Below are 21933 nucleotides of genomic sequence, written 5' to 3' on the forward strand. Positions count from 1 at the left end.
TGCCCAAGTGCCCGCCGCCACACGCAAGCGGCGCACGACAAAAAACGATCATCAAGGCGTTGCGAAAAATGCCCCTAGGCCGGTTGCAATCCGCTCAGGCGAAACTGCTTGGGCGTGACCCCGAACTGCTTGCGAAAGGCCCGGATGAAATTGCTCGGCTGGCGGTAGCCGAGGCGTTCGGCAATTCGCTCGATGGGCTGGTCGCCCGCCGCCAGCCAGTGGCGAGCCAGGTGCAGGCTGTCTTCGCGTACCTCGGCCAGGCCCGCGCCTTGCCACTGGCGCAGCATGCCCTGGTGCAGAAAAGCATTGGCACCGGGCAACGCCAGTTCGAGCGCGCCCGGCGCCAGTTGCAGGCTCAACCATGGGCCACTGACCACCGCCACGCCCCAGCCCTGCAACCAGCGTCCTGCCGCCTGCTGCGGTAGCACGCTGACCTGAGTGAACACCTGCGCCGGCGTGCGCCCGGCGCGTCGGGCGATGTTGCGCACCAGGCTCAGTACCACGGCGTCGAGCATGTAGTGATGGGGTTGCTGCTGATAGCGGCGCAGGTGCAGGCTCGACGCCTCCAGGCTGACCAGCAGGCAGTTGGTCACCAGTGGCAGGTAGCGGATAAAACACTCAAGGCTGTCGCCGACGGTGGCGGCCGAGTCGAGCAGGATGTTCAACCCCTGCAGCGAATGGGTGGCCATGCCCGGGACCAGCTCGCAACCGAACTCATGACCGGCGCCAGCGGCCTCGCATTCGCGCAACAGCTGCTCGACCTGCGCCGCCCCTATCCGGCTTTGCCCGTGCAACTGCGCAGGCTCCATGTCGGCCCGTTGCAACAGCAGGTTCACAGGCAGCCCGCAGCCCTGGGCATGAGCGACCAGGGTGCGGGTCAAGGCGGCGCAGACATAGGGCGAAGCAAGCATGGCAGGTCACGCAAAATGATCAGGCCCTGAGTTATGCCAGCGGCTACACTATCGATCAAATGCATAAAAAGTATCCGTAGCATGCAAGGGGCGCATGATGGACCTTCGACAACTTCGCCACTTCGTGGCCCTGGCCGATTATCGCGGGTTCGTGCGCGCTGCCGATGCCGTCAACCTTAGCCAGCCGGCCTTCAGCCGCAGCATCCAGACCCTGGAACGCGATCTGGATTGCGCCCTGGTCGAGCGTGGCAGCCGTGAATTTCGCCTGACCGGCCAGGGCCAACTGGTGCTGCAACACGCCCGGCGCCTGCTGGCCAGCAGCCAGAGCCTGCACAACGAGCTGCTGCAATACAACGGCCTGGAAGGCGGCGAGCTGAGTTTCGGCAGCGGCCCCTACCCGGCCCAGTTGCTGGTGCCCGAGGCGCTGGCGCAGTTCATTCACGACCACCCGCTGGTGCGCGCGCGCTTTCACCAGGGCGACTGGGAGCAACTGGGCAGCTGGCTCAAGGAGCAGCAGATCGAGTTCCTGGTGGCCGACTCGCGCTACTTCAAGGACGACCCGCGCTACCAGGTGCAGGCGCTACGGCCACGGCGCGGGCGGTTTTTCTGCCGGGCCGGGCACCCGCTGGCCGCGCGCGCCGGGCTCACCCTCAGGGCCCTGCTCGACTACCCGATCGCCGGCACGCGCATCCCGCCGATGATCCGCAAGATCCTCGCCCGCGCCCAGGGTACCCAAGACTTTGTCACCAGCGTCGAATGTGCGCAGTTCGATGCCATTCGCCGGGTGGTGATGCGCTCGGACGCCATTGGCCTGGCCACCGCCGAAGCCCTGCACGAACGGGTCGAGGCCGGTGAGATCCAGCTGCTGAGCTTCGTCGATGTGGATGCCAACGACCCTGACCTGCAGCTGCAGTACGGCATCGTCAGCCGCGCCGGCGACAGCCTGACACCCGCGGCGCAGGCGATGATCGCGGCTATCCTCAGTGTCGATCAACAATTGCTGGTGAGCCGCTCATGAAGCCCGTGCCGCCCAATGCCTTCTACGCCCCGACCCTGCTGCCAGCCATCGAGGAACTGCAGCAACGCGGGGTGAGCCAAACGCTGATCGAGGCAGTGTTTCGCCGTAGCCTGTTCGAGTTGCGCACGCCGTTCCTGCGCGTGCCGTTGCTGCTGTCGCGGCGCTTCTGGACCCTGGCCCTGAGCGAAAGCCACGACCCCTTTATCGGCCTGGCCGCCGGCCGGCGTTTTGTTTCCACCGCCACCAACGGCCTGACCTACCTGTTCGATGTCGCCGCCTCGCTGGACAGCGCCTGCGCCTACTTTGTCGAGTACTTTCCGTTTTTCAACGGCCATTTCCGTGCCCGCATCGAGCGTAAAAATGGCCAGGTCAGCCTGCGCCTGCAGGACTGCGGCAGCCTCAAGGCCACAGCACCGATCACCGATTACATGCTCACCAGCCTGTGCAGCCTGCTGCGCCGCAAACTGCTGGCCAGCGGCCTGGAGCAGGACCCGATCATCGCCATCGAGCTGGCCCACCCGGCGCCGGCCGACACCCGCGTGCATCCGCACGCCTGGCGCACGGCGGTGAGCTGGGGCCACGCCGAACATGGCATCGGCCTTGACCCAGGGGTGTTCGAACAGGCGCTGACGCCGGGCAACCAGGCACTGGAACAGTTGCTGGTGGAGCTGCTGCAACAAACCCAGCGCAACAGCCAGCCGACCCTGCTGGAACTGGCCAGCGACCACCTGGCCGTGAGCCTTGCCAACAGCGAGCGCTGGGCGACATTCTGCAGCCACCAGCACCTGCTCGAACGCACCGCGGCCCGGCGCCTGAAAGCACTGGGCTGGAGTTATACCGAGCTATTGGACGAATACCGCCGCTACCGCGCCGAAGACCTGCTGCACGGCAGTGAGCTTGAGTTGGTGCAGATCGCCGACCAGCTCGGCTACAGCGACGTGCAGAGTTTTCACCGCGCCTGCCTGCGCTGGTTCGCCTGCGCGCCCGGGGCCTATCGCGGGCGCTGAGGGTTTCAGAGCACTTCGAACAAGCCGGCGGCGCCCATGCCGCCGCCCACGCACATGCTCACCACCACGTACTTGACGCCACGGCGCCGGCCTTCGAGCAAGGCATGGCCGACCATGCGTGCGCCACTCATGCCGTAGGGGTGGCCGATGGCGATGGCGCCACCATTGACGTTGAGCCGCGCCGGGTCGATGCCCAGGGTCTGTGCGCAATACAGCACCTGGCAGGCGAAGGCTTCGTTGATTTCCCACAGGCCGATGTCATCGACGCGCAAACCGTGCTGACGCAGCAACTTGGGGATCGCCAGCACCGGGCCGATGCCCATCTCCTCGGGGGCCAGGCCGGCCACGGCGATGCCGCGATACAGGCCCAGTGGCCTGACCCCGCTACGCGCCGCCAGCGTCCCGCTCATCAACACGCTGGCACTGGCACCGTCAGACAACTGGCTGGCGTTGCCGGCGGTGATGCAGCCGCCTTCGCGCACCGGCGTCAGGTTTTGCAGGCCCGCCAAGGTGGTTTGCGGGCGGTTGCCTTCATCCTGGGTCAGCTGCACGTCCTGGTAGCTGATCGCCCCGCTGAGCTTGTCGACGACTTTCTTGCGCACGCTGACCGGCACGACCTCATCGGCAAACAGCCCCGCTGCCTGGGCTGCTGCCGTGCGCTGCTGGGATTGCAGGCTATAGGCATCCTGGGCTTCGCGGCTGATGCCGTAGCGCTTGGCGACGAGCTCGGCAGTGAGCAGCATGGGCATGTAGGCATGCTCGGCCATGCGCACTACGCTTGCGTCCTGCTCGGCCGCTGCGGCCTGCATATGGGCGTTCTGCACCAGGCTGATCTGCTCCTGGCCGGCGCCGATCACCACCTGCATGCCGTCGACCATGATCTCTTTGGCGGCAATCGAAATCGCCATCAGCCCCGAGGCGCACTGGCGGTCGATGGTCTGGCCGCTGACCGACAGCGGCAAGCCCGCCGCCAGCACCGACAGGCGCGCCAGGTTGGTCGCAGCGGTGCCGCTTTGCATGGCGGTGCCCAGCACCAGGTCGTCGATCTCGCCGGGTTCGATGGCGGCGCGTTCGACCGCCGCGCGAATGGCCACGGCGCTCATCGACGGTGCCTTGAAGTCATTGAAGGCGCCGCGAAAGGCCTTGGCTATCGGCGTGCGCGCGGTTGAGACAATTACGGCGTCTTGCATGGCGATGTACTCCAGTCAGTCACAACGCAAACGGCCCAATGCCGCCCGCAGGGGTTCAGGGATGGTTAGCGGACGGTTGCTGGCGCGCTCGACAAATACGTGAACAAAGCGCCCCACTGCGCAGGCCTGCGGCTGCCCGGCCTTGAAGATGCCCAGGCGGTAGTGCACCGAGCTGTTGCCCAGCTTGCTCACCGCCAGGCCGACCTCGATGCGCTCGGGAAAGGCAACTGAGGCGAAATAATCGCAGCTGGAATTGACCACCAAGGCAATCACTTCACCCTGGTGGATATCCAGCCCGCCGTGCTCGATCAGGTAGCTGTTCACCGCGCTGTCGAAAAAGCTGTAGTAAACGACGTTGTTGACGTGGCCATAGACGTCGTTGTCGTGCCAGCGCGTGGTGATCGGCTGGAAGTGACGAAAGGCCTCGCGCCCGGGCTGCTCCATCAGAACGCCTCCCGATAAATCGCCAGGGCATCGGCTTCACTGACCTCGCGCGGGTTGTTGACCAGCAGGCGTTGCTGTTGCATGGCATCGCGGGCCAGCTGTTCGAGACTGCCCTCAGGCACACCGGCATCGCGCAAGCGGCTCGGCAGGCCGCAGCGCGGGCTCAGTTCCGCCAGCTCATCGATCATCTGCGCGGTGAGGCTGTGCACATCGCCGGCGCGCAGGCGCTCACCCAGCAGCAGCGGCGCTAGCTCGGCATACAAGGGCGCCGCCGCTTCAGCGTTGAAGCGCAGCACATGGGGCAGCACCAGGGCGTTGGACAGCCCGTGGGGGATATGAAAATGCCCGCCCAGCGGATAGGCCAGCGCATGCACCGCCGCCACCGGCGCGTTGGCAAACGCCTGGCCGGCCAGGCACGCACCGAGCAGCATGGCCTGGCGCGCCTCGCGGTTGCTGGCGTTGTGCACCGCCTGGTCAAGATTGCCCGCCAGCAACTTCAACGCCTCGCGGGCCAGCAGGTTGGACAACGGGTTGCGCTTGAGCTTGCTGGTGTAGGCTTCGATGGCGTGAACCATGGCGTCGATGCCGGTCGCAGCGGTAACGGCTGGCGGCAGGCCGAGGGTCAGGTCGGCGTCGAGCAGCGCAAGGTCGGGCAGCAACAGGTTGGAGACCACGCCCATCTTGCTGTGCTCGCCAGTGGTGACGATGGCAATCGGGGTGACTTCCGAACCGGTGCCGGCGGTGGTCGGTACCTGGATCAACGGCAAGCGCCGGCCACGGGCCTGGTCGACGCCATAGATATCGCTGAGCAGTTGCTGGCATTGCGGGTGCGCCAGCAGCGCCACCAGCTTGGCGACGTCCATGGAACTGCCGCCGCCAAAGCCGACGATCAGGTCGGCGTGCATCGCCCGCGCCTGCAGCACCACCTCCAGCACACAGGCTTGCGGCGGGTCGGCCTGCACCTGGTCGAACACCTCTACGGCCAGGCCGTGCTGGGCAAAAGCGGGCAACAGTGGCTCGAGCAAACCCAGGCGGGCAATGCCCGGGTCGGTGACGATCAACACCGCCCGCGCCCCCCGCTCGCGGCACAGGCTGGCCAGGCGCAAGGCGGCGCCGGCTTCGCAGAGGATCTGCGCGGTGGTAGCAAAACTGAATGAGTGCATGCGGCGTCCCTCGTTGTTGTTGTGATGCCCGCAGGTAAATCAGAAAGCGAAATCGGCCTCCGGCAGGCTCATCAGGCAACCAGCACCGGCCAGCAAGGCTTCACGGTGGGCGCCGGCACGCGGCAAGACTCTGCGCAGGTAAAAGTCCGCCGCCTGCAGCTTGGCCTGGTAGAACGCCGCCTCGCTGCTGCCGGCCGCCAGGGCCGCGCTGGCGCGCTCTGCCGCTTGCAGCCACAAGGCCGCCAACAACACATAGGCCGAGTAGGCGAGAAAATCCACCGACACCGCGCCGATCTCTTCCGGGTCGTGGCGGCAGGCCTGCAACACCGACTCGCCCAGCGCCCGCCACTGCTGCAGGCACTGCCCTACCCGCTCGGCCATCTGCGCCTGACGGCTAGCCTGGGCCACCTGCGTTGCCAGCTCATCGATCAGCGCATTGAGCTCACTGCCGCCATCGCCGAGCAGCTTGCGCCGAACCAGGTCCAGGGCCTGGATGCCGTTGGTGCCCTCGTACAGCTGGGTGATGCGGCTGTCGCGCATCAACTGCTCCATGCCCCACTCGCGGATAAAACCATGACCGCCGTAGAGCTGCACGCCGAGGCTGGCGACTTCCTGGCCGCAGTCGGTGAAGAAGGCTTTGACGATCGGGATCAGCAAGGCGGCGCGACGTTTTGCAGCACTGCAATGGTGTTCAAGATCGAGCTGGCGCGCGGTGTAGGCGGCGAGCATGCGGCAGCCTTCGCTGAGGGTCTTCTGGGTCAGCAGCATGCGCCGCACATCGGGGTGGACGATGATCGGGTCGGCGGCTTTGTTCGGCGCCTTGGCGCCGCTGATGGCCCGCGACTGCAAGCGCTCGCGGGCATACACCAGCCCCCCCTGGAACGCCGCCTCGGCAATGCCCAGGCCCTGCAGGCCGACCTGAAAGCGTGCGTCGTTCATCATGGTGAACATGCAGGCCAGGCCCTGGTTGGCCTCGCCCACCAGCCAGCCGCTGGCGCCGTCGAAGTTCATCACACAGGTGGAGGCGCCCTTGATGCCCATCTTGTGTTCCAGCGCGCCGCAACTCAACGCGTTGCGCGCGCCGAGGGTGCCGTCGGCGTTGACCAGCCGCTTGGGCACCAGGAACAGGCTGATGCCCTTGACCCCGGGCGGTGCATCGGGCAAACGCGCCAGCACCAGGTGGATGATGTTGGCGCTCAGGTCCTGCTCGCCGCCGCTGATGAAAATCTTGCTGCCACTGAGCTGGTAGCTGCCGTCGGCCTGGGGCATGGCGCGGGTACGCAACAGGGCCAGGTCGGTGCCGGCCTGGGGCTCGGTAAGGCACATAGTGCCGGTCCATTCGCCGCTGACCAGTTGCGCCAGGTAGCGTTGCTTGAGCGCGGCGCTGCCATGGCGATCCAGCGCCAGCACCGTGCCTTCGGTGAGCCCGGAGTAGATGCGAAACGACAGCGACGCGGCCATCAGCATCTCGTGAAAACTGGCCGAAACCATCTGCGGAAAACCCTGGCCGCCGAAATCCAGCGGCCCGGTCATGCTCGCCCAGCCCTGCTCGACGTAGCGTTTGTAGGCCTGGCGAAAGCCATCGGGCGTGGTCACCTGACCGTCGTGCAAACGACACCCCTGCTCGTCACTGTTGCGGTTCAGCGGTGCGACCACTTCGGCGGCAAAACGGGCGCCCTCTTCGAGCACGCCATCGATGGTTTCGCGGTCCAGGCCGTTGCCCAGTTGCTGGCAATGGCCGCTGACATCGAACAGCTCGTGCAGCACGAAACGCATATCGCGCAGCGGTGCCTGATAGCTCATGCCCGGCCCTCCTGGACAACTGCAAAGTCTTTGCCGGCGGCAACCAAACGGGCAATCAACGGCGCTGGCCGCCAATGTTCACCCAGCATGCGCTGCAAGCGTTCCAGACGCTCCTGAATCGAGGCCAGGCCCTGACTGTCGGCCCAGTGCATCGGCCCGCCAACCGCGGCCGGAAAGCCGTAGCCATTGAGGTAGACCCGATCGATGTCGTGGCTGTTGGCGGCAATGTTCTCTTCGAGGATCTTCGCCCCTTCGTTGACCAGCGCCAGCAGGCTGCGCTCGACGATTTCCGGGGCGCTGATCAGCCGGCGGCGATAGCCCAGGCCGGCAGAAACACGCTCGATCAGGGCATCGACCTCTGGGTCGTGCTCGGCCTCGCGGCTGCCTTCGGCGTACTGGTAGTAACCACGGCCGGCCTTCTGACCGAAGCGGCCGAGCTCGCACAGGGCGTTGTCGACCTGCACCAGCGGGCTGTCCATGCCCTGCCCGGCCAATTGGCGCGCGCGCCATTCAAGGTCGACACCGACCACGTCGTACATGCGAAACGGGCCCATGGCAAAACCGAACGCCTGCAAGGCGCCATCGACCTGGTGGGGCAGCGCGCCTTCGAGGAGCATCTTGCGCGCCTCGTCGGCGTAGGTTTTAAGCATGCGGTTGCCGATAAAGCCGCGGCAGTTGCCAGCCACCACGGCGATCTTGCCCAGGCGCTGGCCCAGGGCTTTGGCCTGTTCAAGCACGGCCGCCGAGGTGTGCTGGCCGCGAACGATTTCCAGCAGTTTCATGATGTGCGCAGGGCTGAAAAAGTGCAGGCCCAGTACCTGCTGCGGGCGCTGGGTGACGGCGGCAATGGCGTCGATATCCAGCGCCGAGGTGTTGCTGGCGAGGGTCGCGCCGGGCTTGAGGGTGCGGTCCAGGGTGCGGAAGATTTCCTGCTTGAGCTCAAGGTTCTCGTACACCGCCTCGATCACCAGGTCGACATCGGCCAGCGCTGCGTAGTCGTCCACCGGCCGAATGCGCGCCAGGTTCTGTTCGGCCTGCGCCTCGCTGATGCGGCCCTTGACCACCTGATGAGCCCAGGTGTCGGCAGCCATCTTCAGGCCGGCGCTGACCATCTGCGCGCTGGCATCGAGCCACAACACCGGAATGCCGGCACTGGCCAGGCTGATGACAATCCCCCGGCCCATGGTCCCGGCCCCTATCACTGCGGCCTGCTGCACATCGAAGTCGTTGCTCACACCGGCACCCCTAAGTCGAAAAGAAGGATTGCCGACACCCTAAGCAGCTGCCTACTATTTGAGAAATTTCATTTTCATATGTGTGATATTTGCAATATGAATATATCTACCTTCGACCTCAACCTGCTGCGCATCCTCGACGTGCTGCTGCGCGAGCAGAACGTTTCGCGCGCCGCCGAGCGCCTGGCCCTCAGCCAGCCGACGGTGAGCAACGCCCTGGCGCGCCTGCGTGAACTGCTCGACGACCCGCTGCTGGTGCGCATCGGCCGGCGCATGCAACCGACGCCCAAGGCCCTGGCCCTGGAAGGCCCGATCCGCTCGGCGCTGCAGCAGATCGAGCAAACGCTGAATGTCGGTGAAAGCTTCGACCCGCACCTGAGCCGGCAGACCTTTCGCATTGCCATGACCGACTTCGTCGAACAGCTGTGCATGCCCGGCCTGCTGCGCCGCCTGCAGGAGCGCGCGCCGAACCTGCGCCTGGACATCGCCCCGCTGGCGCCAAGCCTGCCGGTGGATGCCCTCGACCGTGGCCAGCTGGACCTGGTGCTGGGGCGCTTCGACGAGATTCCGGCGCGCTTTGCCCGTCATCACTGGCGCAACGAGACCTTGCAGATTGCCCTGCGCCAGGATCATCCGCTGGTGAACGGCGCACTGGATCTGGACACCTTCCTGCGTCTGCGCCACCTCTGGGTGCATGGCGGGCAGACCCGCGGCATGGTCGATCAATGGCTGGGGGAACAAGGCCTGGCGCGGCAGATCGTCTACACCACGCCCAACTACTTGCAGGCGGCGCACCTGGTGGCGGCGTCGGACTTGTGCGTGGTGCTGCCGACGCAACTGGCACGTCACTTCGCCACGCTGCTGCCGTTGCAGCTGCATGACTTGCCGTTTGCGCTGGAGGCGTTCGAGCTTGAGCTGGTGCACCTGGCCCAGCGCGGGCAGGACCGGGCGCTGGGCTGGTTGGTGGGGGAGATTTTGCGGGTAACTTGAGGGCCTCATCGCGGGTCAAGTCGGGTCGCCGCATCGCCGCTCCCACAGGAGGTTTGTATAACCTGTGGGAGCGGCGGTGCGGCGACCCGACTTGACCCGCGATCGGGTGCTTCAGGACAGCGCTTTTTTCGCCGCCCGCACGTGCAACACCGCGCCCATCAGGGCCACGACAATCGCCGCCGCACCGGTGGAGAACACCAGCACCTGGTAGTCCGGGACAAAGGCCATGGTTACCAGGCAGCCGATGATGAACACGATCACCAGGTAGGTCAGCCACGGGAACAGCCACATTTTCAGACGGATCGGCTTGCCCTCGGCTTCGAGCTTGCGGCGCATCTTCAGTTGCGAGAAGGCGATCACCAGGTACACCAGCAAGGCGATCATGCCGGTGGTGTTCATCAGCACGTCGAGCACGTCTTTCGGGCGCAGGGTTTCGCTGAAGTTGATCAGGGCCACGAACACCGCCACCGAGCACGAACCGATGATCGAGAACACCGGCACGCCGGTGCCGGCACGGGTGATCTTGAAGAACGACGGCGCATCACCACGGGTCGACAGCGAGAACAGCATGCGCGAGGCGGTGTAGTGCGCCGAGATCAGGCAGCTGCTTACCGAAGTCAGCACCACGAAGTTCATCACAAATTCCGCACCCGGAATACCCAGCAGCTCCAGGGTACGACGGTACGAGCCGTAGCCCGAGGTGCCCATCAGCGGGTCGTTCCACGGCACCAGGGCGACGATCAGGAAGATCGAGCCGACGTAGAACAGGCACACCCGCCAGACCACCGAGTTGGTCGCTTTGACGATCTGCTCGGACGGGTTCTTCGACTCGGCGGCAGCAATGGTGACGATTTCGGCGCCGAGGAAGGCGAACATCACCCCGAGCATGGCCACCACCACCGCCTCCATGCCGTTGGGCATGAAGCCTTGCGCGGTGAGGTTGCTCAGGCCGTGGACTTCACCGGTGGGCCACAGGTTGACTACCGCCAACCCGCAGACCACCAGGAAACAGATGATCGCCACCACCTTTATCAAGGCGAACCAGAACTCGAACTCGCCGTAGTGCTTGACGTTGAAGAAGTTGACGCTGATCAGCACCAGGGTGGTGGCCAGGACGAACACGTTGACGCTGATCGACGGGAACCAGCCGTGCAGAATCTTGCCGGCGACGTAGGCTTCCCAGGCCATCAAAATCACCCAGAACCACCAGTACAACCAGCCGATGGTAAAGCCCGCCCAGCGGCCGATGGCGCGCTCGGCGTAGGTGGAGAACGAGCCGGTGTCGGGCGATGAAGTCGCCATTTCACCGAGCATGCGCATGATCAGCACCACCAGGATGCCGCCGGCCAGGTAGGCCAGGATGGCCGCGGGGCCAGCGCTGTGAATCACACTGCCGGAGCCGACGAACAATGCCCCGCCGATAACCCCGGCGATCGACATCATGGTCAGGTGGCGAGACTTGAGCGAAGCGCTGAGCTTGCTCTCGTGCTCCACCTTCGCTGTGGAAGTGGATGTGGATGTTGCGTCCATCAGTAGCTACCTCGTGTTCTTTTTATGCAAGGAAACTCGTGACACCGCCTGCGACAGCGGTCTCACCCATTCGAATCGGTAAAGGTGCGGGCAGCCGCAATCGCCCGGCCCAGGTCATGGGTCGGCGACGCTGCTCACAGGGCCAGCGGATTACCTCTGGTCGGATTGAACGGTGCAATGGCGCGATGGCGGGTCAGTGCCACCTGTGCGCAAGGAGCGGTTGGGCGGTGCCCAAGGGTGAAAGCATGTGTGTCATTGTGATTATTCATACTGCTTCAACGTGCTTTAGCTAGCGATAACAGACCCCTAATGTAAAAATGTCCGACACATAGAGCCATGCACAGCGCGATGAAAAATCCACTGCACTGTACAGGCCGCCGATGCAGTACACCGCGTTTTCCTGCAGGCGCCCGGCGTTACGCACACCTGAAGGCACAGCTTCCCCATGCTTGAATTACGACCCGACGCATCGCCCCCGCTGGTCAACCAGATCATCAACGGGCTGCGGGAGTTGATCGAGAACCAGACCCTCAAACCCGGTGCCAAGGTGCCCTCGATCCGGGCCTTCGCCGCCACCTATTCGGTCAGTACATTCACCGTGGTCGAAGCCTACGACCGCTTGGTCGCCCAGGGTTTGCTGGTCAGCCGCGGCAATGCCGGGTTCTTCGTCAACCGCTCGGCCGTGGAGCTGATCGAAAGCCAGGCCAGTGAGCCGGCGCCGGGCAAGCCGGAATTCAACTCCGAGTGGTACCTGCAGCAAATCTTCGAAAGCCGCCAGCTTGCGTTCAAGCCCGGCTGCGGCTGGCTGCCCAACGACTGGATGTTCGAAGACGGCCTGCGCCGGGGCATGCGCCAGGTTGCCAGCAGCGTGCTGGAACTGAGCGGTTACGGCGACCCCATGGGCCTGCTGGAACTGCGCACCCTCACCGCGCAGAACCTGCAGCAGGACCTGCGCATCGTCGCCAACCCCAACCAGCTGATGCTCACCCACGGCGCCAGCCAGGCCCTGGACCTGGCCGTGCGCACCCTGGTGCGCCCGGGCGACGTGGTGCTGGTGGACGACCCCGGCTACCCCAACCTGATGAGCATTTTGCGCTTTCAGGGCGCGACCCTTCTGGGCGTACCGCGCACGCCCAACGGCTACGACCTCGACCACCTCGAACGGCTGCTCGAACACCACCGGCCGACGGTGTTCTTCACCCAGCCGCACCTGCACAGCCCGACCGCCTCGCGCACGCCGCTGGCGCAACTGCACCGCCTGCTGCAACTGGCCGCGCGCCACGGCTTTCGCCTGGTGGAGAACAACCTCTACGCCGACATGATCAACGAGCCGCTGCCGTGCCTGACCAGCCTCGATCATCTACAGCAGGTGGTGTACGTCGGCAGCTACTCGAAGAGCATCTCGCCGAATGTGCGGGTCGGTTTCATGCTGGCCAACCCCGAACTGATGCAGCAACTGCTGCAACTGAAAATGCGTTCGGGCCTGACCACCTCGCAGGTGATGGAACGGGTGGTGTACGCGGCCATCACCGACGGCCGCTGGCGCAAGCACCTCAAACGCCTGCGCCAGCGCCTGGCCGATGCGCAGCAGCAGGTCAGCGAACAGCTCACGCGGCTGGGTTTCGAGCGCTTTATCGAAGGCGATGAAGGCATGTACCTGTGGACCCGCCACCCGGCCATCGCCGACAGCGCGGCGCTGGTCGACGACGCCCTGGAGCAAGGCATCATGCTCGGCCCCGGGCAGTTGTTCATGGTCGACTCACAAGCGACCGGGTGGATGCGCTTCAACGTCGCGTTCAGTACCGACGCGGCGTTGTGGGAGAAGCTTGAGAAATTGCTGGTCAAGCATGGGCGGCGTCAGTAGGAGCGGGCTTGCCCCGCGATGGCGACAAGGTAATCGATATAAATCGATTATTTTGAAAAACACAAAGCTCAGCGTCTATTTTATTCAACACGCACTCTTACCCATAAACCCCGCCATAGAGCCATACAGATCGCTTTTTCGAACCCCGCACCGTACCAACCAGAAATTTCTTGTAAAAATTTAATTGACACACCTCTGTCACTCTTCTTATTTTCCCTCCCTGCCTCACCTTCATAAAAATAATTTCAAACCCTACGGGCAAGCGCCATCCATGCCAGTCTCTTCGCGTGCAGCACACCAGCAGAACACAGGAACGGTTCTCGACTCCGCAGCGGACGCACACTTCAAAAAGACCCTGAAACTCTGGCAAGTGGTCATCATTGGCCTGGCCTACATCGCCCCGATGACCGTGTTCGATACCTTCGGCATCGTCTCCGGCATCACCAATGGGCATGTGCCCAGCGCCTACGTGCTGGCGCTGCTGGGCATCCTCTTCACCGCGGTCAGTTATGGCGTGCTGGTTCGGCGCTTTCCCGAGTCTGGTTCGGCCTATACCTACACGCGCCGGGCAATCAACCCACACGTGGGCTTTCTGGTCGGCTGGTCGTCGCTGCTCGATTACCTGCTACTGCCGATGGTCAACGCCCTGCTGGCCAAGCTCTACCTGTCGGTGATGTTCCCCGAGGTGCCGGCCTGGGTCTGGGTAGTGGGCTTCGTCACGGTGATGAGCCTGATCAACATGCGCAGCATCAACCTGGTGGCCAACTTCAACACCCTGTTCGTCGCCATCCAGGCGCTGATCATCGGCGTGTTCATCTACCTCACCCTACGCGGCCTGCACAGCGGCGAAGGCCTCGGCACTTCGTGGAGCCTGCTGCCGTTTGCCGACCAAGGCACGCACTTCAACGCCCTGGTCGCCGGCGCCACCATCCTCTGCTTCTCGTTCCTGGGTTTCGATGCGGTGACCACCCTGTCGGAAGAAACCGAGAACGCGCAGAAAGTCATCCCACGGGCGATCTTCCTGATTGCTTTGATCGGCGGCCTGGTGTTCATCGTCGTGTCCTACTACATCCAGGCGTTTTTCCCGACCATGGACCGGTTCCAGGACCACGAAGCGGCCCTGCCGGAAATCGCCCTGTATGTCGGCGGCAAGCTGTTCCAGTCGATCTTCATCTGCTGCACCTTCATCAACACCCTGGCCTCGGGCCTGGCTTCGCAAGCCAGCGTGTCGCGCCTGTTGTACGTCATGGGCCGCGACAACGTCATCCCGCGGCGCTACTTCGGCCGCCTGCACGGTAAATGGAAAACCCCGGTGATCAACATCGCCATCGTCGGGCTGATCTCGCTGTCGGCGATCTTCTTCGACCTGGTGACCGCCACCTCGGTGATCAACTTCGGCGCGCTGGTGGCCTTCAGCTTCGTCAACCTCTCGGTGATCGTGCACTGCTACCTGCGCGAAGGCTGCAACAAGACCTGGCTGGACAAGCTCAAGTACCTGGTGGTGCCGACCATCGGCTTTTGTATCATCGCCATCCTCTGGCTGGACCTGGACAGCCACTCGCTGCTGTTCGGCGGGGTGTGGGCGACGCTGGGGGTGCTGTACCTGGCGTACCTGACCAAGGCATTTAGGGTCGCACCACCCAGCTTCATTGCCGAGTAACTGCCCGTAGGAAACAGCCCGTCGATACTGACGGGCTTTGTGCATTCAACAACCCGACAGAACAAGGACGCCCCCATGCTGCTGCGCCGCCTGCTGATTCAATGGAAGATCACTTTGCTCGCCGGCCTGTGCCTGCTAGCCATCGTGGTGGTGCTGATGGCGGCCACGCTGATGCAGTCGAGCCGCAGCGCCGCGCTGGTCAACACTGCCAACACGCAGATGCTCGACCACAACGCACGCCTGCGCCTGCACACCTCGGCCCAGTTGCAGGCAGCGAATATCCAGCGCTACTTTCGCGATGCGTACCTGTATGGCGATGGCGTCGCGCAACTGGTGATGTTCTTGAAGGCCCAGGGCAACGACAACCTGCGCCACGACCTGACCGAACAGACCCGCAAGGCCTTGGGCAAGAACCCCGACCTGCTCGGCCTGTACCTGGTGTTCCTGCCCAACGCCCTGGACGGCAAGGACAGCGCCTTCAGCGATCAGGCCGCGGTCGGCAGCAACGAGAACGGACGCTTCTCGCTGTACTGGTCGCAGCCCAAGCCCGGCGAGCTGGAGTCCGAAGCCATGCCCGAGTCGATGCTTGCCGACACCAGCCTGTCGGCCAACGGCTCGGCCTACAACCGCTGGCTCACCTGCCCGCTGGAAACCGGTGAAGCCTGTGTAGTCGATCCGTACTTCGACAGCGTCGGCGACCGTACGCCATTGATGACCAGCATCGCCTTCCCGCTCAAGCAGGACGGCAAGATCGTCGGCGTCATGGGCCTGGACATCAGCCTCGACAACCTGCAGCAACTGAGCCTGGACGGGCGCAAGGAGCTGTTCGACGGCAACGGCCAGGTCAGCATCGTCAGCCCTGCCGGTTTGCTCGCCGGGCATAGCCGCGATGCCGCGCAGCTAAGCAAGAAATTCGAGCAAGTGTTCGGCCAGCACGCCAGCGCCGTGGCCGCGCAGATGCGCGCCGGCAAGGCGGCTGAGTTCAGCGATAACGGCGTGCTGCAGGTCAGCCAGTCGTTCGCCCCGGTGCCCGGCGCACAACCGTGGAGCGTGCTGCTGGAAGTGCCCGAACAGGTGCTGCAAGCGCCGGCGATTGAACTCAACGCGCGCCTGGATGCGCACAACAGCAGTGCCAACCTCAGCAGCCTGCTGATGGCCCTGGCCGCGGCCGTGCTGGGACTGGTGGTGATCTGGCTGACCGCCCGTGGCGTGACCCGGCCGATTTTAAGTGTGGCGGCGATGCTCAAGGACATCGCCAGCGGCGAAGGCGACCTGACCCGGCGCCTGGACTACGCCAACAAGGACGAACTCGGCGAATTGACCCACTGGTTCAACCGCTTCCTCGACAAGCTGCAACCGGTGATTGCCGACGTCAAAGCCTCGGTGCAGGACGCGCGCAGCACCGCCGACCAATCGGCGGCGATTGCCAGCCAGACCAGCGCCGGCATGCAGCAGCAATACCGCGAGGTCGACCAAGTGGCCACCGCCTCCCAGGAAATGAGCGCCACCGCCCAGGATGTCGCCCGCAACGCCGCGCAAGCCGCCGAAGCTGCGCGCGGCGCCGACCTTGCCAGCCGCGAAGGCCTGAGCATGATCCGCAACACCACCCAGGCGATCGAACGCCTGGCCAATGAAATGACCGCCGGCATGCAAGAAGTCCAGCAACTGGCCAGCCGCAGCGAGCAGATCGGCTCGGTGCTGGAAGTGATCCGCGCCATCGCCGAGCAGACCAACCTGCTGGCCCTCAACGCCGCCATCGAAGCCGCCCGCGCTGGCGAGGCCGGGCGCGGCTTTGCGGTAGTGGCCGATGAAGTGCGCAACCTGGCCAAACGCACCCAGGACTCGGTGGACGAAATCCGCGTGGTGATCGAAGGCCTGCAACAAGGCACCCGCGAAGTGGTCGACACCATGCACAGCAGCCACCGCCAGGCCCAGGACAGCGTCGCCCAGGCCGAACAGGCGCTACCGGCACTGCAGCGAATTGGCGAAGCGGTGACGGTGATCACCGACATGAACCTGCAGATCGCCTCGGCGGCCGAGGAGCAAAGCGCGGTGGCCGAAGAAGTGAACCGCAACGTAGCGGGGATTCGCGATGTGACCGAGTCGCTGTCGGGGCAGGCGCAAGAATCGGCGCAGATCAGCCAGGCGCTGAACCGCCTGGCCAATCATCAGCAGGGGTTGATGCAGATGTTCCGGGTGTAGCGCTCCCCTGTGGGAGCGGCGGTGCGACGACTCGACTTGACCCGCGATGAGGCCAGCAGCCAATGCACGATCTCACCGCCGCCGATAACTCTTCTTGCCACTGGGCGTCAGGCAGTACACCCCACCCCGCGGCCCCGTGCAGAAGCTTCCGGTCCCACAACCACAGCCCTCACTCGCCCCGCGCAACGGCTGTAGCGCGGGCCGAGCCGCCCTGCCGCCCATGGTCGCCGAGCAACTTTTCTTAGAAGCACTGATCGACCCGTCATTACACAAAAACAGATCGCCATCACATCCAGCAATCCCACCCTTGCGCCCGGAGCAAGGCTTATTACCCGCCAACGCCGTAGACGCCGCCAACACCAGTACCAGGGCCAACCCTAGCCGCCCGTAAAAACAACGTGCCACAGCATTCCCTCCGTAGAATATGGCCGAATGCTATCAGCGTTGCCATAGCTCAGCAAAACCCGGCCATCCGTGCTCCCAGGGCAAAGCTGATTGTCCCCGTCGACTATCAACCCGGTAGCGATCCGCTAAAGGTGTAATGAGTAACGTTCACAGCAAAGTCCAGCGGAAAATCTCACTTTATTCGCTAACTGATTGATCTATATCAATATTTAACCAGTTAACCTATCAACAGATGCCCGCAACTGCCCGTTTAATGCCGAGAATGTCTACACCATTCACGGTGGAGAGTAGAGTTGAAGCGCATCAAGATAGTGTTGTGGACGTTGTTTATCGGCTTGACCCTACTATGGGCACTGGCAGATACCTTTGTGCCCACCCCACTGACTTACTTCTCGCTACGTTCAGTGCTGGTGCAATACACCGGCGTCATCGCCATCGCCGCCATGAGCGTGGCGATGATGCTGGCCGTGCGCCCGCGCCGCCCGGAACCGCTGCTGGGCGGGCTCGACAAGATGTACCGGCTGCACAAATGGCTCGGCATCAGCGCCCTGATATTCGCCAGCGTGCACTGGGTCTGGGCCAAGGGCACCAAGTGGGCGGTTGGCTGGGGTTGGCTGGTCAAGCCGGCCAAGGGCGGCGGCGCGGCGCCGGAACTCGGCGCGATCGAGCAGGCGCTGCGCAGCCAGCGCGGCCTGGCTGAAACCCTGGGGGAATGGGCGTTCTACGCCATCGGCGTGCTGATCATCCTGGCCCTGGTCAAGCGCTTTCCGTACCACTGGTTTGCCAAGACCCACACGGTGCTGGCGGCGCTCTATCTGGTGCTGGTGTTCCACACCGTGGTGCTGCTCAAGTTCGACTACTGGCTGCAACCCATCGGCATCGTCACCGCACTGCTGCTGGTCGGCGGCACGCTGGCGGCGCTCCAGGCACTGTTCAAGCGCATCGGCAAGCAGCGCAAGGTCCAGGGTCAGATCCAGACCCTGATCCACTACCCGCAGGCGAACCTGCTGGAAACCCACATCGCCCTGCAAGCGGGCTGGCCCGGGCACCAGGCTGGCCAGTTTGCTTTTGTGACCTCATCCGAATCGGAGGGGCCGCACCCGTACACCATCGCCTCGGCCTGGGACCCGCAAGCGGCGCAACTGCGCTTTATCACCAAAGGCCTGGGCGACCACACCCGCCGGCTGCCAACGCGCCTGAAAGAAGGCGACCCGGTGACGGTAGAAGGCCCCTACGGCTGCTTCACCTTCGAAGACCAAAAGCACCGGCAGGTCTGGATTGGGGCCGGCATTGGCATCACCCCCTTCGTGGCCCGGCTCAAGCAACTGGCGCTGGAGCCGGACCGTCAACACAGTATCGACCTGTTCCACCCGTGCGGCGCGGATGCTGCCGACGCCATCGACAACTTGCGCGCCGACGCGGCCGCGGCCGGCGTGCGTTTGCACCTGTGTGTGTCTGGCCAAAATGGCCGGCTCAGTGGCGAACGCCTGCGCAAGGAAATTGCCGACTGGCAGCAGGCGAGTTTCTGGTACTGCGGGCCTGCCGACTTTGGCCAGGCCCTGCGTGACGACCTGGTAGCCCATGGGCTGAAGCCGAAAGACTTTCATCAGGAGTTGTTCCAGATGCGCTGACGATCAGAGCACGTGGCGCGCCAGCAACCCGGGCACGGCCGCCACCAGCATCGCCACCCCGGACAGGGTCAACAGGCCCAGTACCAACCGGCGGAAGGTCACCTCGCTGATGCCGATGTACACCCGCGTACCGATCAGCGTCGGCAGCAGCATCGCCGGCGCCACCACCGCGAACATCGGCAGCATCGACGAGGTCACCAGGCCAGTGCCCAGGTACGTGAGCATGGTCACCATCAACATCGACAGATTGAAGTTCTGGATTACCGCTCGCTGCGCGTCGCGATCAAAGCCGCGCAGCGTGCACCACAGCGTCGGTACCGTACCGGTAAAACCACCGATGCCGCCCAGCGCCCCGCCCGCCATCCCCACCACCCCGTCTGCCAGACGCCCGCCGCGCAACCGCGGCAAGCGCGGTGCGGCCAACATCAACGGGCACCAGAGCACCAGCAAGGTGCCGAACACCGCCTTGAACCAGAGCATATCCAGGTAAGGCAACACCCACACCCCCATGGGAATGCCCGCCAGCCCGCCCAGCACAAACGGCCACAACAATCCCCAGCGAAAGCCCCGGCGCATGCTGAACGCCGCAATCAACTGCCCGGTCAGCCCTCCGAACACCGTCAACACCGCCGCCACCTGCGGCTCCAGGCTCCAGGCCCAGAACGACATCGCGACCATGCCGAAGGCAAAGCCCGACAGGCCCTGGACAAAGCCGGCGACCATGGCGCCGAGGGCGATCAGGTAAAGAGGGTCCATGAGGAGTGGCGTCCTTTTCGTGATGACGGAGAATCAGAACTGGCACACATGCTATTACAGTGGGAGCGGTCTTGCCCCGCGATAAGGCCGCCAGATCACTTACCAGCCTTACGCAACCGCAACCGCCGCAGCACCGCAAAACGCTTACAAAACTGCCGATGGTGGTGACTGTTCAACAAAACCAGCGCCACCGCAGGCAGTGCAATCGATGTCGCGGAAAAAAACAGATGGATACCGCCTCCCAAACTGGCGATGGCCATTAGCAGACTCGTCACCGCAACCGCAACGAGACACCATACCCCCCAGGCAAAACCGTTAGCGATCAGACCAGCGCCTACGCCACACACCGCCGCCCCGAGCAAAATCACAATCAGCACATACCCCATGTTCTCGAGATGCCCGGCAAAGTAGGCGTACTCCAGCTGCACCGTTGCCAGCGCAATAGAGGCCATGGTCAAGAAAAACGCGGCGCTGGAGCGGCCCATGTAACGCCCCAAGAACGCCGCCATCCCCGGATACCGCAGCACATCCACAGGCTGCCCCGGCAAGCGCTTGGCTCGCGGAGCCTTGCTGATCTCGACAAACCTTGCATATAGCCGCCGATAGCCCTGGCTGTTGAACACCAGCAGGCCGGCCAGGGGACAGAAAAGCGCCAGGTAATAAACCAGCCCAGGTGGACGCTGGGCATACATCCCCAAAGCGACCAGCAAGCAGCACACCAGCAGTGCCACCAACCACCAGATCAACCGCGTGCTCCCCCACACCAGCAAGAGGTGCAGCAGGGTCGGGATAACCACGCCGTTCTTCACGCCGCGCAGGATGTCGGATGAACTCATGGCGCTCAGAGAGTGTGCGCCGTTAATCACCAGCATCAGGCTCATGAGGGAAGCAACTGACAGCAACCAGCTCAAGGTCAGCAGCGGAAAATTGCGGCGCAGGCAGGCGTTGATTTGTTCTTGGTGATTCATCCGTGAACCTTTGAGGGTGAGGGTTCGATTTTATCGTTTGCCAGACACAGGCTTGAAGTGATTGCGCCGGATATCCGACAGGGTTTTGCTCATTTCTCGATAACGGCGGCTGTTATACGCCAACAGCGCCACCTGCGAAACACGCCTCTCCCAGGCGGATGATCGCATCGGTGAAGGAGATGAAAGTCAGGAAAAATCCGCTCCATAGCAAGGAGTGAGCATTGACGTATGTAAGCCGGCAATTGCGACGGATCTAGCACTGGCCCGTTCTCCTTGCCGAACTCGCTAAGTGAACCCGTCCCGTCCTCGGTTCTCCCTCTCCCGCAACCTCATCAGCCGCCGTCGCATCTCGCGGTGTCGTTCGCTGTTGAACAAAAGCAGAGCCAGCAACGGTGCCAACAGCGCCAGGGTAAAAAGTGGCATGGGCGTGCGGGGGCCATAGGTGGAAAGAGTTAGTAGCATGCACGCGCCAAGCACCATGACGACAAGCCACATGCCGGAGCGCCGCCCTCGAAGCTGAAGCATGTTGCCCACGCTCAGCAGCAAAGAGCAGACCACGAGTGAAGAAATGATGTACTCGGGTAGGTCGGGATGGGTCTTGAAATGAAGCAGGCTCGCGAGTGCTATCGCCAGTGAGAAGGAAAAACAGCTCAGCATCAATGCTGCGGCATAGACGGGGAAGTAGCGCTGTGAAAACCGCGAAGCCATGCTCATCTCAGCGGACTCTCCACTTTTTACGCTGCTTACGTATCACCACCAGACGTTTGCACATCATCCGGTAACGGCGGCTGTTGATCGTGAGCAGGGCAGACAAGGAGGTAGCCAACGACACCGCGAAAAACATCCGGTGGGTGGGGGGTCCGTATGTCGAGAGCGTTGCCAGCAGGCTAATCACAACAAATGTGACGCTGATCCAGACCGTGCTGGTAAAGCCGCGTAGCAACATGTAATGGCCCACGCACAACACGAATGTAGCTGCCAGTAACACAAGCAATAATCGTTTGATGTCATGCACGTAAACGCCAAGGACGTGCACCATTGCAAATGTTATGGAAAAACCTGTAAGAAAAAACCCGGTGACGAAACGGGAAAAATATCGCTTCATCCGTTCAACGACGGCAGGGAGGAGCGTCACCTCGCCACCTCCAACCTGCCA

Annotated in this window: 19 protein-coding genes and 1 pseudogene; 8 read left to right on the plus strand and 12 right to left on the minus strand. The window is 63.5% G+C overall.

Annotation, left to right across the window (positions count from 1 at the left end; all coding sequences use genetic code 11):
- Positions 1-74: 74 nt before the first annotated feature.
- The gene (locus LOY37_RS16990) at positions 75-911 is read right to left on the minus strand and encodes an AraC family transcriptional regulator (RefSeq protein WP_258715346.1); all 837 of its coding nucleotides are present in this window, start codon (positions 909-911) and stop codon (positions 75-77) included.
- Positions 912-1008: 97 nt separating this feature from the next.
- Here LOY37_RS16990 and LOY37_RS16995 point away from each other — a divergent pair, with 97 nt between their 5' ends.
- Positions 1009-1929, plus strand: coding sequence for a LysR family transcriptional regulator (locus tag LOY37_RS16995; protein WP_045195674.1), 921 nt, complete (start codon positions 1009-1011; stop codon positions 1927-1929).
- Positions 1926-2936: an AraC family transcriptional regulator gene (locus LOY37_RS17000; protein WP_258715347.1), complete on the plus strand. Its 1011-nt coding sequence runs from the start codon at positions 1926-1928 to the stop codon at positions 2934-2936. The genes LOY37_RS16995 and LOY37_RS17000 overlap by 4 nt, the downstream gene beginning before the upstream one ends.
- A gap of 5 nt (positions 2937-2941) precedes the next feature.
- Here the strand turns inward: LOY37_RS17000 and LOY37_RS17005 are convergent, their stop codons facing one another.
- The 5 genes from LOY37_RS17005 to LOY37_RS17025 are packed head-to-tail and all read right to left on the minus strand — an operon-like array spanning position 2942 to position 8771.
- Positions 2942-4126 carry an acetyl-CoA C-acyltransferase gene (locus LOY37_RS17005; protein ID WP_093381239.1) on the minus strand — a complete coding sequence of 395 codons (1185 nt, stop codon included), beginning with the start codon at positions 4124-4126 and terminating at the stop codon, positions 2942-2944.
- Positions 4127-4141: 15 nt separating this feature from the next.
- Positions 4142-4570 carry a thioesterase family protein gene (locus LOY37_RS17010; protein WP_258715348.1) on the minus strand — a complete coding sequence of 143 codons (429 nt, stop codon included), beginning with the start codon at positions 4568-4570 and terminating at the stop codon, positions 4142-4144.
- Positions 4570-5733 (minus strand): iron-containing alcohol dehydrogenase, encoded by a 1164-nt coding sequence (locus LOY37_RS17015; RefSeq protein ID WP_258715349.1) that lies wholly within the window; start codon positions 5731-5733, stop codon positions 4570-4572. The genes LOY37_RS17010 and LOY37_RS17015 overlap by 1 nt, the downstream gene beginning before the upstream one ends.
- Before the next feature lie 39 nt (positions 5734-5772).
- Entirely contained in the window at positions 5773-7536 is a 1764-nt protein-coding gene (locus LOY37_RS17020) for an acyl-CoA dehydrogenase C-terminal domain-containing protein (RefSeq protein WP_258715350.1), read from the minus strand.
- Positions 7533-8771 carry a 3-hydroxyacyl-CoA dehydrogenase gene (locus LOY37_RS17025; RefSeq protein ID WP_258715351.1) on the minus strand — a complete coding sequence of 413 codons (1239 nt, stop codon included), beginning with the start codon at positions 8769-8771 and terminating at the stop codon, positions 7533-7535. The genes LOY37_RS17020 and LOY37_RS17025 overlap by 4 nt, the downstream gene beginning before the upstream one ends.
- A 96-nt stretch (positions 8772-8867) precedes the next feature.
- On the opposite strand from LOY37_RS17025, the gene LOY37_RS17030 reads away from it, so the two are divergent.
- Positions 8868-9761 (plus strand): LysR family transcriptional regulator, encoded by an 894-nt coding sequence (locus LOY37_RS17030; protein ID WP_371128644.1) that lies wholly within the window; start codon positions 8868-8870, stop codon positions 9759-9761.
- 111 nt (positions 9762-9872) lie between these two features.
- Here the strand turns inward: LOY37_RS17030 and LOY37_RS17035 are convergent, their stop codons facing one another.
- Positions 9873-11291, minus strand: coding sequence for an amino acid permease (locus LOY37_RS17035; RefSeq protein WP_045194356.1), 1419 nt, complete (start codon positions 11289-11291; stop codon positions 9873-9875).
- 445 nt (positions 11292-11736) lie between these two features.
- Here LOY37_RS17035 and LOY37_RS17040 point away from each other — a divergent pair, with 445 nt between their 5' ends.
- From LOY37_RS17040 to LOY37_RS27610, 4 genes and pseudogenes are all read left to right on the plus strand, one after another.
- Positions 11737-13155 carry a PLP-dependent aminotransferase family protein gene (locus LOY37_RS17040; RefSeq protein WP_093381222.1) on the plus strand — a complete coding sequence of 473 codons (1419 nt, stop codon included), beginning with the start codon at positions 11737-11739 and terminating at the stop codon, positions 13153-13155.
- A gap of 271 nt (positions 13156-13426) precedes the next feature.
- On the plus strand, positions 13427-14815 hold the full coding sequence (locus tag LOY37_RS17045) for an APC family permease (protein WP_045194359.1): 1389 nt from the start codon (positions 13427-13429) through the stop codon (positions 14813-14815).
- 336 nt (positions 14816-15151) lie between these two features.
- Positions 15152-16159, plus strand: a pseudogene (locus LOY37_RS27605) (HAMP domain-containing protein); the annotation flags it as partial.
- Positions 16160-16261: 102 nt separating this feature from the next.
- Positions 16262-17017: a methyl-accepting chemotaxis protein gene (locus LOY37_RS27610; RefSeq protein ID WP_371128676.1), complete on the plus strand. Its 756-nt coding sequence runs from the start codon at positions 16262-16264 to the stop codon at positions 17015-17017.
- 72 nt (positions 17018-17089) lie between these two features.
- On the opposite strand, the gene LOY37_RS17055 is transcribed toward LOY37_RS27610, so the two are convergent.
- Positions 17090-17422 carry a hypothetical protein gene (locus LOY37_RS17055; protein WP_258607355.1) on the minus strand — a complete coding sequence of 111 codons (333 nt, stop codon included), beginning with the start codon at positions 17420-17422 and terminating at the stop codon, positions 17090-17092.
- A 293-nt stretch (positions 17423-17715) separates the two neighbouring features.
- On the opposite strand from LOY37_RS17055, the gene LOY37_RS17060 reads away from it, so the two are divergent.
- Entirely contained in the window at positions 17716-19053 is a 1338-nt protein-coding gene (locus tag LOY37_RS17060) for a ferric reductase-like transmembrane domain-containing protein (protein ID WP_258715353.1), read from the plus strand.
- A gap of 3 nt (positions 19054-19056) precedes the next feature.
- Here the strand turns inward: LOY37_RS17060 and LOY37_RS17065 are convergent, their stop codons facing one another.
- From LOY37_RS17065 to LOY37_RS17080, 4 genes are all read right to left on the minus strand, one after another.
- The gene (locus tag LOY37_RS17065; protein WP_258715354.1) at positions 19057-19809 is read right to left on the minus strand and encodes a sulfite exporter TauE/SafE family protein; all 753 of its coding nucleotides are present in this window, start codon (positions 19807-19809) and stop codon (positions 19057-19059) included.
- A gap of 95 nt (positions 19810-19904) precedes the next feature.
- On the minus strand, positions 19905-20777 hold the full coding sequence (locus tag LOY37_RS17070) for a hypothetical protein (protein ID WP_258715355.1): 873 nt from the start codon (positions 20775-20777) through the stop codon (positions 19905-19907).
- Positions 20778-21062: 285 nt separating this feature from the next.
- A complete protein-coding gene (locus tag LOY37_RS17075; RefSeq protein WP_258715356.1) occupies positions 21063-21491 on the minus strand; it encodes a hypothetical protein in 429 nt (142 codons plus the stop codon).
- A 1-nt stretch (position 21492) separates the two neighbouring features.
- Positions 21493-21912 (minus strand): hypothetical protein, encoded by a 420-nt coding sequence (locus LOY37_RS17080; RefSeq protein WP_258715357.1) that lies wholly within the window; start codon positions 21910-21912, stop codon positions 21493-21495.
- Positions 21913-21933 lie beyond the last annotated feature (21 nt).

Source organism: Pseudomonas sp. B21-012 (assembly GCF_024749305.1).
Classification (GTDB): Bacteria; Pseudomonadota; Gammaproteobacteria; order Pseudomonadales; family Pseudomonadaceae; genus Aquipseudomonas.

Excerpts from the sequence above, each read along its gene's own strand:
- LOY37_RS16990 (WP_258715346.1), bottom strand. The coding sequence starts at position 911 with ATGCTTGCTTCGCCCTATGTCTGCGCCGCCTTGACCCGCACCCTGGTC.
- LOY37_RS16995 (WP_045195674.1), top strand. The coding sequence starts at position 1,009 with ATGGACCTTCGACAACTTCGCCACTTCGTGGCCCTGGCCGATTATCGC.
- LOY37_RS17000 (WP_258715347.1), top strand. The coding sequence starts at position 1,926 with ATGAAGCCCGTGCCGCCCAATGCCTTCTACGCCCCGACCCTGCTGCCA.
- LOY37_RS17005 (WP_093381239.1), bottom strand. The coding sequence starts at position 4,126 with ATGCAAGACGCCGTAATTGTCTCAACCGCGCGCACGCCGATAGCCAAG.
- LOY37_RS17010 (WP_258715348.1), bottom strand. The coding sequence starts at position 4,570 with ATGGAGCAGCCCGGGCGCGAGGCCTTTCGTCACTTCCAGCCGATCACC.
- LOY37_RS17015 (WP_258715349.1), bottom strand. The coding sequence starts at position 5,733 with ATGCACTCATTCAGTTTTGCTACCACCGCGCAGATCCTCTGCGAAGCC.
- LOY37_RS17020 (WP_258715350.1), bottom strand. The coding sequence starts at position 7,536 with ATGAGCTATCAGGCACCGCTGCGCGATATGCGTTTCGTGCTGCACGAG.
- LOY37_RS17030 (WP_371128644.1), top strand. The coding sequence starts at position 8,868 with ATGAATATATCTACCTTCGACCTCAACCTGCTGCGCATCCTCGACGTG.
- LOY37_RS17035 (WP_045194356.1), bottom strand. The coding sequence starts at position 11,291 with ATGGACGCAACATCCACATCCACTTCCACAGCGAAGGTGGAGCACGAG.
- LOY37_RS17040 (WP_093381222.1), top strand. The coding sequence starts at position 11,737 with ATGCTTGAATTACGACCCGACGCATCGCCCCCGCTGGTCAACCAGATC.
- LOY37_RS17045 (WP_045194359.1), top strand. The coding sequence starts at position 13,427 with ATGCCAGTCTCTTCGCGTGCAGCACACCAGCAGAACACAGGAACGGTT.
- LOY37_RS27610 (WP_371128676.1), top strand. The coding sequence starts at position 16,262 with ATGCAGCAGCAATACCGCGAGGTCGACCAAGTGGCCACCGCCTCCCAG.
- LOY37_RS17065 (WP_258715354.1), bottom strand. The coding sequence starts at position 19,809 with ATGGACCCTCTTTACCTGATCGCCCTCGGCGCCATGGTCGCCGGCTTT.
- LOY37_RS17070 (WP_258715355.1), bottom strand. The coding sequence starts at position 20,777 with ATGAATCACCAAGAACAAATCAACGCCTGCCTGCGCCGCAATTTTCCG.
- LOY37_RS17075 (WP_258715356.1), bottom strand. The coding sequence starts at position 21,491 with ATGAGCATGGCTTCGCGGTTTTCACAGCGCTACTTCCCCGTCTATGCC.